The 15654-nt window shown below is 56.3% G+C and carries 11 protein-coding genes; 9 read left to right on the top strand and 2 right to left on the bottom strand.

The window, feature by feature from the left end:
• Positions 1-34 precede the first annotated feature (34 nt).
• The 3 genes from DXH95_RS01355 (at position 35) to DXH95_RS01345 (ending at position 4374) form a co-directional block, all read left to right on the top strand.
• Positions 35-1969, top strand: coding sequence for a TIR domain-containing protein (locus DXH95_RS01355; RefSeq protein ID WP_115547677.1), 1935 nt, complete (start codon positions 35-37; stop codon positions 1967-1969).
• Positions 1970-1999: 30 nt separating this feature from the next.
• Positions 2000-2227 (top strand): hypothetical protein, encoded by a 228-nt coding sequence (locus tag DXH95_RS01350; RefSeq protein WP_115547676.1) that lies wholly within the window; start codon positions 2000-2002, stop codon positions 2225-2227.
• Between the two features lie 161 nt (positions 2228-2388).
• Positions 2389-4374, top strand: coding sequence for a hypothetical protein (locus DXH95_RS01345; protein ID WP_115547675.1), 1986 nt, complete (start codon positions 2389-2391; stop codon positions 4372-4374).
• Here the strand turns inward: DXH95_RS01345 and DXH95_RS01340 are convergent.
• Positions 4371-5456, bottom strand: a complete 1086-nt coding sequence (locus DXH95_RS01340) for a CaiB/BaiF CoA transferase family protein (protein WP_115547674.1) — start codon at positions 5454-5456, stop codon at positions 4371-4373. The genes DXH95_RS01345 and DXH95_RS01340 overlap by 4 nt on opposite strands.
• Before the next feature lie 146 nt (positions 5457-5602).
• Positions 5603-8134, bottom strand: a complete 2532-nt coding sequence (locus DXH95_RS01335; RefSeq protein ID WP_115547673.1) for a TonB-dependent receptor — start codon at positions 8132-8134, stop codon at positions 5603-5605.
• A 124-nt stretch (positions 8135-8258) separates the two neighbouring features.
• On the opposite strand from DXH95_RS01335, the gene DXH95_RS01330 reads away from it, so the two are divergent.
• The 6 genes from DXH95_RS01330 to DXH95_RS01305 are packed head-to-tail and all read left to right on the top strand — an operon-like array spanning position 8259 to position 15653.
• Positions 8259-8924: a GntR family transcriptional regulator gene (locus DXH95_RS01330; protein WP_115547672.1), complete on the top strand. Its 666-nt coding sequence runs from the start codon at positions 8259-8261 to the stop codon at positions 8922-8924.
• Positions 8925-8966: 42 nt separating this feature from the next.
• Entirely contained in the window at positions 8967-9875 is a 909-nt protein-coding gene (locus DXH95_RS01325; RefSeq protein ID WP_115547671.1) for a hydroxymethylglutaryl-CoA lyase, read from the top strand.
• A 13-nt stretch (positions 9876-9888) separates the two neighbouring features.
• Positions 9889-11937, top strand: coding sequence for a hydantoinase/oxoprolinase family protein (locus tag DXH95_RS01320; RefSeq protein WP_115547670.1), 2049 nt, complete (start codon positions 9889-9891; stop codon positions 11935-11937).
• 11 nt (positions 11938-11948) lie between these two features.
• Positions 11949-13823: a hydantoinase B/oxoprolinase family protein gene (locus DXH95_RS01315; RefSeq protein ID WP_115547669.1), complete on the top strand. Its 1875-nt coding sequence runs from the start codon at positions 11949-11951 to the stop codon at positions 13821-13823.
• Between the two features lie 4 nt (positions 13824-13827).
• Positions 13828-15018 carry a CaiB/BaiF CoA transferase family protein gene (locus tag DXH95_RS01310; RefSeq protein WP_239016504.1) on the top strand — a complete coding sequence of 397 codons (1191 nt, stop codon included), beginning with the start codon at positions 13828-13830 and terminating at the stop codon, positions 15016-15018.
• On the top strand, positions 15018-15653 hold the full coding sequence (locus DXH95_RS01305; RefSeq protein WP_115547667.1) for an isochorismatase family protein: 636 nt from the start codon (positions 15018-15020) through the stop codon (positions 15651-15653). The genes DXH95_RS01310 and DXH95_RS01305 overlap by 1 nt, the downstream gene beginning before the upstream one ends.
• The last annotated feature ends 1 nt before the right edge of the window (position 15654 follow it).

Genomic DNA, 15654 nt, shown 5'->3' with positions numbered 1-15654 from the left:
GGCCAGCCCTTTGTAAGGGAAGGGGCGCACGAATTTGACTGCTAGCGACCCCGATGGCCCTGACCCGACATCCGTTTTCTTCAGTTACTCACGTGAAGATCAGGCGAAGGCGCTGCCGATTATCCGGTTGATCGAGGCAGCTGGTTTTTCAACCTGGTGGGATGGGCTTCTGGAAGGCGGGGAACGCTTTTCACGTGCCACCGAAGATGCACTGAATAGGGCAAAAGTCGTTGTCGTATTGTGGTCGAAGGCATCGGTCCATTCTCATTGGGTGAATGATGAGGCCACGCGCGGTCGAGATCGTCGGATACTTGTACCATTGTCACTCGACGGAACAGAGCCACCTCTCGGTTTTGGCCAGTTTCAAGTGATCAGCCTGGCTGGTTCTAAAATGAACCTGGACGATGCCGCGATCCAGCGGATGGTGCGCGCGATCGCAGGCTTGCACGGCACAGCCGCTCAACCTTTGAGTTCATCGCCGATCCGCGCGCCGCTTCTAAACCGTCGGACCGCGATCGGCGGAGGGCTGGCTGTGGCCGCTTCAGCCGGCGGTCTGGCAATCTGGAAAGGCGGGCTGCTGGGCAGCGGTGCAACCAAGAATAGCGTCGCGGTTCTTCCATTTGACAATCTTAGCGGCGATCCGGCGCAACGTTATTTTTCCGACGGGCTAGCGTCGGAAATCCGATCACAGTTGTCACGTAACGCGCTTCTCGAAATTGTAGGGCAAACCTCATCCAACCAGTTCCGCGAAAATGATGGCGATGCCCGCGATATCGCCCGTGAATTGCGGGTGGCCTTCCTGCTCGATGGCAATGTCCAGAAAAGCGGCGACAGGCTTAAAATTGCAACCGACCTGATCGACGGCAAGACCGGTATCAGCAAATGGTCGCAAACCTTTGAACGGCAGCTTTCGGATATCTTCGCCGTGCAAGGAGAAATTGCTGCGGCAGTCGCGGGCGCTCTTTCGATTGCAATAGATAGCAGGAGCGAAGGCAAGAAGGCGCGGCAGATTGGTGGCACACAAAGCCTGACAGCATTCGATGCCTTTCTGCGCGGGCGGGATCTGTTCGAAGCGCATATCGATGAGAACTCCGAACGGGCAGCATTGGCAAAATTCGACCAGGCTATTTCGATCGACCCTGAATATGCGGCCGCCCGGGCAATGCGGTCCCGCGCGCTCTCCGTCATCGCAAACCAATATGCAACTGCCAATGAGCGCAAGGATCTGTACGGTGAAGCTGTCGCGGAAGCGCGCAGGGCGACGACCCTTGCTCCCGATTTCGCTGCGGGCTTTGCCGCTCTCGGATACGCATTATTCTATGGCCGGTTAGATGCCGAGGCGGCCCGCGCGCCTTATGAACGCGGATATCAACTTGCGCTCAGCGATGTCGATGTACTGGGTCGATACGCCGTCTATTGCGCGAGAACCGGGCGGTTTAACGATGCTGAAACCGCCATCAATCGGGCCTCTGCTCTCGACCCATTGAATCCCTCAATGTTCAAATCGGCTGGCAACATCAAATATGCAGCCAAAGCTTATGACGAAGCGATCGAGCTCGCGCGAAAGGCGCTCGCATTGAACCCGAAGAGAAGCACTTTGCACGGCGATATCGGCAACGCCTATATAATGCTTGGCGATCTCGAAAAGGCCGAGACCGAGTTTGATCAGGAAACCAACAATCTGCTGGCGCTGCCCGGTCGAGCCATTGTCGCCGCAAAACGCGGCAACTTGGGCCAGTCCAAGCAAAATCTGACATTGTTGATCGACGAATTCGGAGACAATGCGCTCTACCAACAAGCACAGGTTCATGCACAATCAGGAGAGCCGGAAAAAGCCTTCGCGGCTCTCGACCGTGCTTATGCCACCGCCGACTCCGGATTGGTCTATCTGCTAAACGATCCGTTCCTTGATCCGCTGCGCAACGACGCACGGTTTAAGAACTTGCTAGTGCAACTGCACTTCGTGTAAACTGGCCATTCCACAAAAGGGGGAGTTTCAATGCGCAAAATCATCCTTATGTCATCAGCAGCTGTTCTTTCGTTGACCCTGATGGCCTGCAACAAGCCTGCCGAAGAGGCAGCGACAGAAGAAGTGGTAACTGAAGAAGCGACCACAGAAGCCGCACCTGCAGCAGATGCTGCAGCCGCCGCACCAGCAGATCAGGGTTCAACCGATCAAGGTTCGACAGACCAAGGGTCCACTGACCAGGGTTCGACAGACCAATAATTTGCACTTTCAGTGATAACCAAGATCAAGGCCCGCCAGTCGGGCCTTTTTCATGATTGCGATTGTCATGCAGAGCTCGCAAAAATTTCCGCGTCTTTGCCGAAAAGGATAATCGTGTTACGCGATGTTAAAAGGGCCAGACTGACACGAACGGATCAAGGATGACGCGCCTACAAGCTGATCCCGATGCGCTGGCCGCTCCGCTGCATCATCTCGATATCGGTGTTACCGGGCATCGCAGCAATCACCCCATATTCAGCGCAAACCAAGCCCAAATTGAACAAGTCCTTGCCGACCTGCTCGCGCGGATTGATGGAATAATTGAGGGATTGCGTGCATCGATTGCCCCTTGCACAATTGCAACACCCCGCCTCCACTCTTTACTCGCATATGGTGCCGACCTGATGTCGGTGAAACAGGCACTGGCCCGCAATTGGGAGATAGTTGCGCCATTACCGTTCGGGCTTGCGCTCAATGTCGCAATCAATGCCCAGCCCGTCACCAGCGAGGATATGGTTGCCCTGCTCAACGAAACCGCTGTGGCTGATCCCGAAGTTGCGGCCCGGGCAGCAGACATCTGCAACGCTGCCAACCGATCGACCCTCTTTGAGCTTGCCGAGCAGGATGCGTTCATCGAGGAGCAGTTCAAGAAGCACCTTATAGAACCTGATAATCAAGACGCACGCTCCGGTTTTCAAACACTGATTTCCGAGCGCGCGGCCGTCGCTGCTCGGGTCATGATCGAACAGTCTGACATCGTCATCGGCATCTGGGATGGTGTTACGCATGGTGCCCTGGGCGGTACACGACACAGTATTGCTGCTGCACTTGGTCAGGGTGTGCCTGTCATTTGGGTCGATGCCCGTCATCCAGACGACTGGCGCATAATGACTGCGCCGGAGTCGCTAGCGACTCCTCGGGCGATCGACAATAGCAACCGTGACGTGCAACTCGTGGGATTGGTCGAGCAAGCCCTGAACCCACAAGGCGCACGCTGGTCCGATACATATGCGCAGGAACGCTGGCGACCGGGCAGCAATTCGTTGCTTCAAGCCTATCGGCGAATCGAAATTCTGTTCGGGGAACCCATAAGACGTTGGTTCAAAAGCCTGTCGCAAAGCTATGAAACACCAGCTGAAATAGCTGAAGGCAGCGGAAAAGCCCTGCTCGACGCCGCCCGCGCCCTGCCCGGCGTGGACCAACGCATGGTGGAAAGCATCGCAACGGAAGTGATGCGACCGTTCGCATGGGCGGACGGGGTATCAACCTATTTGTCCGATGCCTTCCGCGGCAGCATGGTGACCAGCTTCCTATTGTCGGCTCTCGCTGTAATCGGCGGGATTTCCTATATGCCGTTCGCATCAGTCAATCAGAAATGGGGTTTTGCAGCCTTTGAATTCCTGTTGCTGGTAGCAATTGTCGGCATCACCTATTTTGGCAGGAAGCGTCGCTGGCACGGGCGTTGGTTCGAAACTCGCCGGGTTGCCGAATATTTCCGGCACGCCCCTATTTTGCTGTTACTCGGCGTTGCACGATCGGTCGGACGCTGGCCAGGCGGTCCGGACGGAGGCTGGCCGGAACATTTCGCCATTCAGGCGCTCGGCAATCCGGGACTTCCGCAGATGAAGGTCACACCTGCCTATTTGCGGGCTGCGCTGATGTTGATGCGCGACCAGCATGTTCTGCCTCAGCGCGATTATCATCGCAGCAAAGCCCTCAGGTTGAAGCGGGTTCAGCATAATCTGGACAAGCTGTCCGAACGGTTTTTTGTCGCAGCAGTGGTTTCGGTCGCAGCCTATCTCGCTATTGTAGCAGGATCAGCTATGGCACTGCTTCCGTCCCACTGGCCGCATGACGTCGCAAAACTCTTCACCTTTCTCGGCGTGGTGTTCCCGACGCTCGGCGGTGCGTTTGCGGGGATTCGCTATTTCGGCGATTTTGAGCGATTTGCATCGATTTCAGATATCACGGCATCAAAGCTCGATCATATCGCGACACGCGTTGACATATTGCTCGCCGCCTCTGACGATCAGATCACCTATGCGCGCATCTCCAATCTGGCGCATGCGATTGACGAGATCGTCGTGACGGAAATAGAGAACTGGCAGTCGGTATTTGGAGGCAAGAATATCTCGGTGCCGGTCTAGCCAGCGTCGGCGTTTAGTTCGGGCGCTTTGCTCGGTTGCCATTGCTCCGATGCGAAACGGATTGCCGGCGCGATATGATGCGCGCCGTCATGTTCGACCCAAAGCCCGCGTTCGGCGATATGCGGCTCGTCCAATGCTTCGCGAAAATCCAAAACCGGTGCAAAGGCGACATCCTTGTCGGCAAACCACGAAACCCATTCATCGCGGCTGCGAGTGATGAAGACCGAACGCAAATAGGCGATAAGTTCGCCCTGTTCACCCGCCTCGCGTTTGGCATGTTCGATCAAATCCGGGCGACCAAGAGCATTCAACAGATTTTCAGCGAACTTGATTTCACGTCCACCCAAAACTACATATTTTCGGTCACTTGTTTGATACACTTGATAAAGCCCCGCACCTCCCAATGATCGTTGCTTTGCCGAAACCGGTGCGGATCCACCAGCAATCGCACTGCCAGCGGTGTGCACGCACCACGGCAGCAGGCTGTCGAACATAGCGCAGTCAATATAGTCGCCCTTCCCGCTCGTTTCCCGACCAATCAATGCCATCAAAGTGGCAGACAAGGCGGTCAGTCCGGCCGCCATATCAGATGATGCCGTACCCGGTACGACAGGCGTACCGTCCGGTCCGTCATTGACCGAAAGGAAACCTGCGAGCGCCTGTGTGGCCATATCATGCGCCGGATGGTGCGCCAACGCGCCGTTCTGGCCAAAGGCTGAAATGGAGCAATAGACGATGAGCGGGTTGCGAGCAGACACCGTTGCATAGTCGAACCCCAGCCGCTGCATGACGCCGGGACGAAAGCCTTCGACAAACACGTCGGCACCTTCGATTAATGTCCAGAGACGCGCCTTGCCCTCCTCGCTTTTCAGATCAAGGACGATGCTTTTCTTGCCGCGATTGAGATTGCGAAACCAGACCGATTGGCCGGCCTCAAACGGAGCCTGCTCCCGCGAAGGATCGCCAGCGGCGGTTTCGACCTTGATGACCTCTGCGCCTTGATCCGCCATCATCACGGTCATCATCGGGCCGGGAAGAAATACCGAAAGGTCGACTACCTTGATGCCGGTCAGCTTACCCATTCATGATCATCCTTGCAGCCTGAAGTCTGTTGCGGCTTCAGCAGGATATCATATCCGGTGCAAGGCACTATCGTCGCCGATTTTGGCGCGAGATACGAAAGGCGGCTGCGAACGGCGTCGATGCCATCCGCAGCCGCTGGTTCGCCTTAGAATTTGAAACCTGCTTCAACGCCAATCAAGCGGCGCCCACCCGGCGAAATGAACGAACCGCCAAATTCGATCGCCGGAATGGCCTCTGCGATATATTTCCGGTCTAGCATGTTGTCGGCAAAGACAGAAATGTTCCAATTCGCACCCTCAAGTCCGGCGCGCAGGTTGAGAACGCCAAAAGCATCGCGTTTTGCCGCACCATAGTCACCATTCCCCGCGATTGGCGGTGCGGCGAATAATGATGCCGGGAGCAGCGCGCTGAACACCGTTGGGCGGCTCTGATCCTGAACCGTATGGAACCAGGTATCGCCGGTGATGCGGTAATCTGCGCGCAGCAACAGGTCGATTGAATCGGTTAACGGCGCATCGATTTGTGTGCCCAAATTGATGGTGTAATCGGCGGTATAGGGTGACTTGTTACCAACCGTATAGGGACGCGAACTGTTTTTCTTGATCTCGCTATCAGTGACATTGACCGAACCAAAAACCTTCCAGCCGTCAATGATGCGACCGGTCAAATTGAGTTCGGCACCCTTTACATCAACCCGGTCTACATTCGAAACGACACGCAACAGCCCAAATGAACCAACGAAGAATTCGAAGAACTGCATATCGGTAATGCGCGTGTAATAGCCCGCGACATCATAGGTCACGCGGCCGTCAAGCAGTGAACCTTTGACGCCGGCTTCGAACGAGCTCGATTTTTCTTTGCGATAATCGTCGTTGATGAAAACATCAGCGTCGATCGTACCAAAGGCTCCGGTTGTGTTGTTGAAAAACTGGTTGATTGTTGCAGAGGCACCTTGATTGTTGAAGCCTCCCGATTTGAAGCCGATGCCCCAGTTCGCGTAGATATTGGTATCGCCGCCGCCCGGCTTCCAGCTCAGACTGATCTTCGGCTGAATCTGCTTAAAGGTGGCATTTTTGTCGGGGATTGTACCCGTCGTCGGAAGGCCCGGGTTGATCTTGGTGCCGGTGATCGGGTCATTCACATTAGGGACGCGGTTCGATACGTTGCGATCTTCAACATCGTAACGCAAGGCGGCACCGATCTTGAACGAGTCTGACACTTCATAATCGGCAGAGCCGAACACCGCATAGACATCGGTTTTGAATTTGTCTGAATAGAGCTGCGAAGTCGGGTTCGTGCTGCCCGGCGCATTATACAGTGTTGGCAAAATACCAGAGCCAAGGTCAGCGCCCAAGCTGACACCCACCGAGCGGTCGATGTGAAGCGCGTAGGCACCAACCTGCCAGCTCAGCGGGCCGTCGCCGTTTGAGGCCAGGCGGATTTCTCCGCTGATATCCTTTTGATTGCGAACTTGCAGCTGAGTGCCGTCACAGGTCGTCGGGCTGTAGGGCCCAAAGGTCGATCCCGAAAAGTCGAAAATGAAGGGGACCGGAATGGCACCTATGACGCCTGGCGGATTGACAGGAAAGCCGGTGTTGGCCGTGGTCGATGTAAAGCAAGCACTTTGCACCGCCAGATTGGTCGGGTTCGCTGGTGCACCAAAGGCTGGCGAAATATAGCGCGCAAAGTCGGCAGAGGTGCCGTCTGCAGTCAGGCTTTGGTCAACATCTGAATAGAGCGCCCAGGCCGTCAGTTTGGTCGAACCGAAATCATGTTCCAGCTTGATCGAAGCGTCGAAACTTTTCTGGTCGTTGGTCGGGCGGATGTTGCTGTAGTAGCGGAAGGGATGGTCATCGACATCTTCGTTGAACGCCCCGCCGAGCGCAGGCAAGTGGAAGGCGGCGTTGAAGTTGATTGATGCACCTGACAGCTTGGAATAGCGCGCCTTTACATCAAGGTCGGTCGAATCACCCAATTGCGCGACAAAGCGACCATCGACACTCCAGACTTTCTGGTCATCCACAACTTTCCGGTCGAGGAACAGGTTGCGGTAGAAGCCATCGGTTTTCCGATAATAACCCGACAGCACGACCCCTGCGCCTTCGCCGATCGGTGTCGAGATGTGGGCCGTTGCCTCCATCGTCTTTTCATTGGCATAGCTCGCGCGTACGGCCCCTTCGAGCGTGTCGCCTGGCTTCAACGTCTGGACAACAATCGCCCCAGCCGCAGCATTGCGACCATATAGTGCACCCTGAGGGCCCTTTAGGATTTCAATCTGTCGAAGCGTGCCCTGTGTCTGGTTGAGTTGTGCGGTGTTGGTCTTGAGGATGCCATCCACCACCAGCGCAATCGAACTTTCGGCATCGCGTGCGCCATTGATACCGCGTATATTAATCTGCGTGTCGCCGGCCTCTGCAGTGCCGGTAACAATGGTGACCCCAGGCGTCAGTTGAACAAAATCCTGCGCTTTGTCAGCACCCGTTTTCTGAAGCGCATCTGCGGTCAGAACAGTTACCGAAGCCGGTACGTCCTGCAACCGTTCGTCTTGACGGCGCGCGGTGACGATAATTTCCTCACCGTCGCTGGCGCCATCATTTGCTTCCTGCGCGTAGGACGGAACGGTGGCTAGGCTTGAAAATGCAATGGATGCAAAAAGAAGCGAACGGGTTTTCAGCATGACAAAACTCCCTGACTATGCGCCTTTGCCGGAGGTCATATTGGAGCTATTGTCGGACCAGCGGTTGCGCTCTGCAGCAACTATTGTATACAATATGAAACACGTCAAGTGTTTGTGAGAATCGATGTCAAAAGCCTCGGACCGTGCCTATGCCCAGATTAGGGCGATGATCCTGTCAGGCGAGCTGCCGCCAGGCTCGCAGATCCGCGAGGAGCAGCTTGCCGAGCACTGCGGCGTATCGCGAACACCAATACGCGATGCTTTGAACCGGCTCGAAGCCGAACTCCTCATCCGTCGGTCTGAATCACAACGCAGCTTTGTAGCCGATTGGTCGATCGATGATGTCGAGGATGCCTTTTCGCTGCGCGGCATGCTTGAATCACTGGCCGCAGAACGCGCCGCGCAACGCATCGATAGCACGCAGCTTACACAGCTCCGCTGGCTGAACGCCGCGATTGGCAAGGCTGTAGCGCATAATCAGCCTGATATTTCTTCATTTCTTGAGCACAACCTTCAATTTCACAATATCATTCTCGAAGCAGCCAACTCACCCCGGTTGACCAGCATGTTGACCAAATTGATTGAGCAGCCGGTGGTGTGGCGGACTGCGCAAAACTATGGCCGGGCCAATCTCGAACGGTCGCACCGTGAACATGAAGAATTGCTCGCTGCGTTTGAGAGACGCGACAGCGCGTGGGCCGCATCGATTATGGCAGGCCACATCAGGCGGGCATTCCACACCTATGCTGACGCCCATAGCCGCAGTGCCATTGGCGAGGCTGCCGAATAAGCAATACTTGATTTTGTATACAATAATGGCATGAGGGTGCCCATGAACGCCCGAACAATAGAATTTGTCGAAGTGGGGCCGCGCGACGGGTTGCAGAATGAAAAGCAACTGGTGTCGACTGCGGACAAGCTTGAACTTGTCCGCCGCGCAATCGCGGCAGGCGCACGACGGATTGAAGCGACCAGTTTCGTAAATCCCAAAAAAGTCCCGCAAATGGCCGATGCAGAGGAGATTTGTGCCGGCCTTCCGCAAGTTGACGACGTTACCTTTATCGGTCTCGTCATGAACCAGCGCGGCGCGGAACGTGCGATCGGCACAAAACGCATTCACCAACTGGGCGCCGTGGTAGTCGCGACCGATAGCTTTGCCATGGCCAATCAAGGCCAGAGTAGTGACGATTCGGTTGCCATTGCTCAAGACATCATCAAGCGCGCCAACGCGGCAGGCCTGACCGCGCAGGCGACCATTGCGGCCTCGTTTGGATGTCCGTTCGAAGGCGAGGTTGCCGAGGGGCATATTGTAGAGATGGCCAAGCGCCTGTCTGACGCCTGGCCCGTTGAAGTAGGGCTGGCCGACACGATTGGCGTTGCCAATCCGGCCCATGTCGCGAGACTGGTTAGCAAGGTCCGCGAGGCAATTCACCCGCTGCCGGTGCGCGTTCATTTCCACAATACCCGCGGCACAGGGCTGGCCAACGTCTGGGCTGCTGTCGACGCCGGTGCCGAAACAGTCGACGCTGCACTGGGCGGATTGGGCGGCTGCCCTTTCGCTCCCGGCGCTGCCGGCAATGTCGCAAGCGAGGATGTAGTTTATATGCTTGAACGTGCGGGCATCGGCACGGGAATGGATTTGGCCAAACTGATTGAGGCCAGCCAGTGGCTTTCAGAATGCATGGGGCGCAAGCTGCCCTCTATGGTCGCGCAAGCGCCGCCTTTTCCCAAGGCAGCATGAGGAGAATATAGGAATGGGCTATCGCCTAGGTGTAGATGTCGGCGGAACTTTTACCGACCTGTTGCTGTTCAACGCCGAAACAGGCGCATTTTGGCGACACAAAACGCCATCGACCCCGCACGACAGCAGCGAAGGCATTTTGAACGGCGTCACCGCGATTTGCGCACAAGCGGGCGTAGCGACGAGCGATATCGACTATTTCCTGCACGGCACCACAGTTGCCACCAACGCTGTGCTGGAAGGTAAAGGCGCGCGCGTCGGTTTGATCGCTACCGAAGGCTATCGCCACATCATGCAGATTGCGCGCAGCTTTGTACCTGGTGGTCTGGCGGCCTGGATTATCTGGCCCAAGCCGCAACCACTGGCAGCTCTTGAGGATACGTTGACGGTCAAGGGCAGGATGAACGCGGCCGGGCAGGAAGTGCGTCCGCTGGATGAGGCCTCTGCGCGCTCGGCATTGACGCAACTTAAGCAACAAGGCGTCGAAGCGATAACTGTCAGCTTCATCAACGCTTATGCCAATGGCGCGCATGAGAAACGTGTTGGTGAGCTGGCGCGAGAAATCATGCAGGACGTGCCAGTCTCGCTTTCGCACGAAGTGCTGCCCGAAATGCAGGAATATGAGCGCACCCTGACTACGGTCGCCAACGCTGCTGTGCGTCCTGTGGTCGGCAAATATGTCTCCAACTTGCGTGACCGTTTGGCGGTCTCGGGCATGGCGGGCAAATTGTCGCTGCTTCGCTCGGACGGTGGCCTGATGTCCGCCGAAAAAGCTGAAGAGCATCCGGTCAGCATTTTAATGTCTGGACCAGCAGGCGGAGTCACGGGTGCCCTTTGGGTGGCAAAAAATGCCGGCTTCAATAATATTCTGACATTGGACGTCGGCGGCACCTCAACCGATGTGGCGCTCATCGAGAATCTCGAACCACGTCGCCAGCGCACGACCGAAGTTGGCCATTTGTCGGTTCGGGCATCTGCACTGGACGTCAAAACTGTGGGCGCAGGCGGAGGTTCAATTGCCTATGTGCCGGAATTGACCAAAGCGTTGCGCGTCGGCCCGCAATCGGCGGGTGCTGTTCCTGGGCCCGTGGCATATGGCAAAGGCGGCGAATTGCCGACCGTCACTGATGCCAATGTCGTGCTGGGCTATTTGCCTGAAAACCTGCTCGGCGGAACATTCAACCTTGATCGCGAAGGTGCGAAGAAGGCGGTTCAGACTATTGCTGACGCATTGGGCATCGACCTTATGGCCGCGGCACGCGGTATCATAGACATCGTCAATGAGAATATGTTCGGTGCATTGCGGATGATCTCGGTGCAGCAGGGATATGACCCGCGCCACTTTGCATTGATGGGATTTGGCGGGGCCGGACCATTGCATGTCAACGCGGTCGCGCGGTTGATGGGTAGCTGGCCTGCTATCTCTCCGGTCTCCCCCGGCGTTCTATGTGCTTTGGGCGATGCCACCACGCGCATGCGGACAGAAACCGCGCGCAGCTTTTCCCGACTGGCAGCTCAGACCGAGGCAGAGGAACTGATTTCCATCCTGGACGAAATGGCAACGCAAACCCGCGCCGAACTGCGATCTGACGGCGTTCCCGAAAACCAGATAGAAAGCGCATTCGAGGTTGACGTCCGCTATGCCGGGCAAGCGTTTGAAGTGCCGCTGACCATTTCCGCAGATGTGCTGCGCCGTGACGGAATTGACGGCATATTGAAGCGCTTTGATGAAGAGCATCTGCGGCTGTTCACTTTCAACATGGATACGCCGCACGAGATTGTGAACCTGCGAGCCGTGGCGCTGGGCGCTTCACTCAACCTACCTGCAGCTGAACTTCCCAAGGGTGACGGCAATCCCCAAGCGGCGAAGATGCGCGATCATGTGCTGTGGATGGATGGCAAGGAACAGGCGGCTATCATCTATGACCGCGCGCAATTGCGACAGGGCGATATCATCGCGGGTCCCGCCATCGTGGTTGAAATGGATTCGACCACGCTCATCGAAACTGGCTGTGTCGCGACCGTCGATGCGGTCGGCAACATCCTTATCAATCTGGCTTGAGGAGTAGCGCCATGCCTGCAACAATCATCCAGACCAACAGCACTCCGTTCAAAAAGATCGACATCGATCCGGTCACGCTCGACATCATAGAAAACGCCTTGCGCAACGCCCGTATCGAAATGGATGCCACCCTGGTGCGCACTGCGATGTCACCGGGCATCCGTGAACAGGGTGACGCCTTTCCGCTCATCGCCGACCACACAGGCAAGATGATTGTCGGCCAGTTTGGTAGCTTTATTGGCGGATTCCTGGAGAGCTTTGACGGAACATTGGAAGATGGCGACATGATCTTTCTGTCCGATCCCTACAGCTGTGAAGGGGCCATCAGCCATTCAAATGACTGGTTGGTCTTACTGCCCATTTTCAAGGATGGTCGCTTGATCGCCTATACAGCGATGTTCGGCCACCAAAGCGACATTGGCGGCAAGGTTGTCGGTTCGATGCCGATCAACGCGCGATCGATTTTTGAAGAGGGTGTCCGCATACCCCCGGTCAAAATTTGGCGCAAAGGCGAATATAATGACGACCTAATGAAGCTGGTCATGCACCAGACGCGCAAACCAGACTGGTGCCAGGCCGACCTCAACGCCCTGATCGCCTCATGCCGGGTGGCGGCTCGACGCGTCATCGAAATGGCTGAGCGATTTGGCGATGACGTTTATGTTTCGGCCACGCAGGAATTGCTCGCCCGCAACCACCGTGCGATGAAGGCGCTCATCGGCATGGCCATTGCCGAAGAGCCTGTGAGCTTTGAAGATTATATCTGCGACGACGGCATGGGCTATGGCCCTTACAAGATCAAATGCACGATGCGGCGCGAGGGCGAAAAGGTGATCCTCGATTTCGCCGGAACAGATCCGCAGAGCGCGGCTTCGATCAATTTTTACCTCAATGAGAACATGTTCAAGATGTTCTTCGGTATCTACATGATCATGGTCTTTGATCCGCAAATCCTGTTCAACGATGGCTTTTACGACCTCATCGATGTGCGCATCCCCGAAGGGTCGCTGCTCAAACCTAAATTCCCTGCAGCGCTTTCGGGTCGCACCCATGCGCTGGGCCGCATTTTCGACATTTTAGGCGGGCTTTTGGGCCAAAAAACGCCAGAATTCCTGAATGCGGCCGGTTTTTCCTCGTCACCACATCTTTTCTATTCAGGAAATGACAAAAAGGGCGACTGGTTCCAGCTATTCCAGATCGGGTTCGGTGGGATACCCGGACGTCCGCTAGGTGACGGGCCGGACGGCCATTCGCTCTGGCCCGGTTTCACCAATGTACCCAACGAATTTCTCGAGCGTTATTTTCCATTGATGATCGAGCGCTATGAAACTGAACCCGATAGTGGCGGCGCAGGGCTGCATCGTGGCGGCAACGGAATTCACATGACGTATCGTTTCCTCGCGAGCGGAACAATTTCTATTCATGATGACCGATGGTTCGTACCGCCATGGGGCGTCAATGGCGGCGAACCGGGGATGCGTGCGCGCAAGATACTGGAAAAAGCCGACGGTACCCAAAGCATTGTCGGCAACAAGGTGGAAGATGTCCATGTCGACGAGGGCGACCAGTTGCACTTCATCACCTGGGGCGGTGGCGGCTGGGGTGACCCGTTAGCGCGTGACCCGGCGCTGGTCGCAAAAGAGATTTTGCAAGGACTGGTGACGCCGGAAGGCGCCAAAGCCTATGGCGTTGTCACCAACGACAATGGCGAAGTAGATGCCGCTGCGACCGATGCGCTCCGTGGATCCATGGTAGCAACCCGAGGTGAACTGTCGCTGTTCAACTATGGCCCGGGCATCGATTTCCTGCGATCACAATGTGAGGCTGATACCGGCCTGCCCGCTCCGATACAGCCCGTCTGGGCGAACATCGAAGCTGCGGAGTAAGCGGGTGGAGAATTCAGGCGCATTAAAAGGCATCAGGGTTGTTGAACTTGGGCAACTGCTTGCCGGGCCGTTTTGTGGCCAGCTGCTCGGTGATATGGGCGCTGACATCATCAAGGTAGAGCCGCCCGGCGAAGGCGATCCGATGCGAATCTGGGGTCAGGGCGCTGAAAAGGTGCAATGGGAAGTTATTGCCCGCAACAAGCGTTCGGTTTCCGCCAATTTGCGCATTGCCGAGGGGCAGGATCTGGTTCGCAGATTGATTGCAAAAGCCGATATCCTGATCGAGAATTTCAAGCCCGGCACGATGGAGAAATGGGGTCTTGGCCCCGAACAGCTCCATGCCGAAAACCCTGGCCTGATCATCGCGCGCATGTCGGGATATGGGCAGACGGGTCCGTATAGCGACCGGGCCGGTTTTGGTGGAATTGGCGAAGCTATGGGCGGATGGCGCTACATTGTCGGCGAACCAGACCGGCCACCAAGCCGCATGGGCGTTTCTATCGGTGACACTTTAACCGCCACCTACGGTTGCATGGGTGTACTCGCTGCACTGCACGTCCGCGAAAAGACCGGCAAAGGCCAGGTGGTCGATACGGCTCTTTATGAAAGTGTGCTGCAGGTCATGGAAGGTCTGGTGCCGGAATATGACCGAAGCGGTTTCATTCGCGAACGATCCGGCTCCTTCCTGCCGGGGATTGCGCCGTCGAATGTCTATAGCTGCAAAGACGGCGAATATATGATCGGGGCGAACAAAGATTCGCTATGGCAGCGACTGGCCGAAGCCATGGGGCAACCCGAGCTTGGAACCGACCCGCGCTACGCCACCCATCTTGCACGTGGAGAGAACCAGATTGAGCTCGATAGTCGCATCAATCAGTGGACGCGAACATTGACCGTCGACGAAGTCGATGCACTGATGATCGCCCATTCGATACCGGCGGGAAGAGTCTATCGTGCACCGGAAATGCTCGACGACCCGCATTTCAAGGCACGCGAAGCCATCATTGAGGTTGAAACCGAACGCTTCGGTCCGCTGAAGATGCAGAGCGCCTTTCCAAAATTGTCAGCTACACCCAGTAGTGTGCGCCGGGCAGCACCTGCAAAAGTGGGGCAGCACAATGCCGAAATATATGGTGAATTACTGGGCTTGAACGCCGACGATCTTGCTGCATTAGAGGCCATTGGCGCAATCTGATGATACAAGGCGACGGTGACCTATCTGCCAATTATACCGCAGCATTCGACGGCCACCTTGAGTTTGGCAAGCAGCCAGCTTTGTTGATTGTCGATTTCGTCATGGCGTATCTCGACCCAGCCTCCCCGCTTTACGCGGGCGTTGAAGATGCGCTGGACAGCAATATCCGTCTGCTCGCCGCAGCAAGGGCGGCAGGTATCCCAGTGATCTTCACCAATGTTGTGTACGAACCGGGCGGAGCCGACGGCGGTCTGTTCTATCAAAAAATACCCGCGCTAAAGGCATTTGATCGCGGATCGCCCCTAGGGCTATTTCCACCCACGCTTCAGCCGCACGAAGGCGAAACCGTAGTTAGCAAGCAGTTCGCTTCAGCATTTTTTGGAACCGCGCTGGATGAGAAGCTGCGCGACATGGGTGTCGACACTTTGCTTATTTCCGGGCTGTCCACGTCCGGGTGTGTGCGTGCATCTGCGCTAGATGCGCTTCAACACGGCTTTGCTCCCTTTGTAGTCCGCGAGGCCTGTGGTGACCGCCACCCGACCCCGCACGACAACACTCTTTTCGACCTTCAGGCCAAATATGCAGAGGTCATTTCGCTCGCGCAGGCGCTGGACCTGTTCGAGAGTTGCAAGTGAC

This window comes from Sphingorhabdus pulchriflava (genome assembly GCF_003367235.1).
In the GTDB taxonomy this organism is placed as follows: Bacteria; Pseudomonadota; Alphaproteobacteria; order Sphingomonadales; family Sphingomonadaceae; genus Sphingorhabdus_B; species Sphingorhabdus_B pulchriflava.
Note: the sequence above shows the minus strand (reverse complement) of the source record. Positions and strands in the feature narration are given on the sequence as shown.

Excerpts from the sequence above, each read along its gene's own strand:
- DXH95_RS01305 (WP_115547667.1), top strand. The coding sequence starts at position 15,018 with ATGATACAAGGCGACGGTGACCTATCTGCCAATTATACCGCAGCATTC.
- DXH95_RS01320 (WP_115547670.1), top strand. The coding sequence starts at position 9,889 with ATGGGCTATCGCCTAGGTGTAGATGTCGGCGGAACTTTTACCGACCTG.
- DXH95_RS01325 (WP_115547671.1), top strand. The coding sequence starts at position 8,967 with ATGAACGCCCGAACAATAGAATTTGTCGAAGTGGGGCCGCGCGACGGG.
- DXH95_RS01345 (WP_115547675.1), top strand. The coding sequence starts at position 2,389 with ATGACGCGCCTACAAGCTGATCCCGATGCGCTGGCCGCTCCGCTGCAT.
- DXH95_RS01350 (WP_115547676.1), top strand. The coding sequence starts at position 2,000 with ATGCGCAAAATCATCCTTATGTCATCAGCAGCTGTTCTTTCGTTGACC.
- DXH95_RS01335 (WP_115547673.1), bottom strand. The coding sequence starts at position 8,134 with ATGCTGAAAACCCGTTCGCTTCTTTTTGCATCCATTGCATTTTCAAGC.
- DXH95_RS01340 (WP_115547674.1), bottom strand. The coding sequence starts at position 5,456 with ATGGGTAAGCTGACCGGCATCAAGGTAGTCGACCTTTCGGTATTTCTT.
- DXH95_RS01330 (WP_115547672.1), top strand. The coding sequence starts at position 8,259 with ATGTCAAAAGCCTCGGACCGTGCCTATGCCCAGATTAGGGCGATGATC.
- DXH95_RS01315 (WP_115547669.1), top strand. The coding sequence starts at position 11,949 with ATGCCTGCAACAATCATCCAGACCAACAGCACTCCGTTCAAAAAGATC.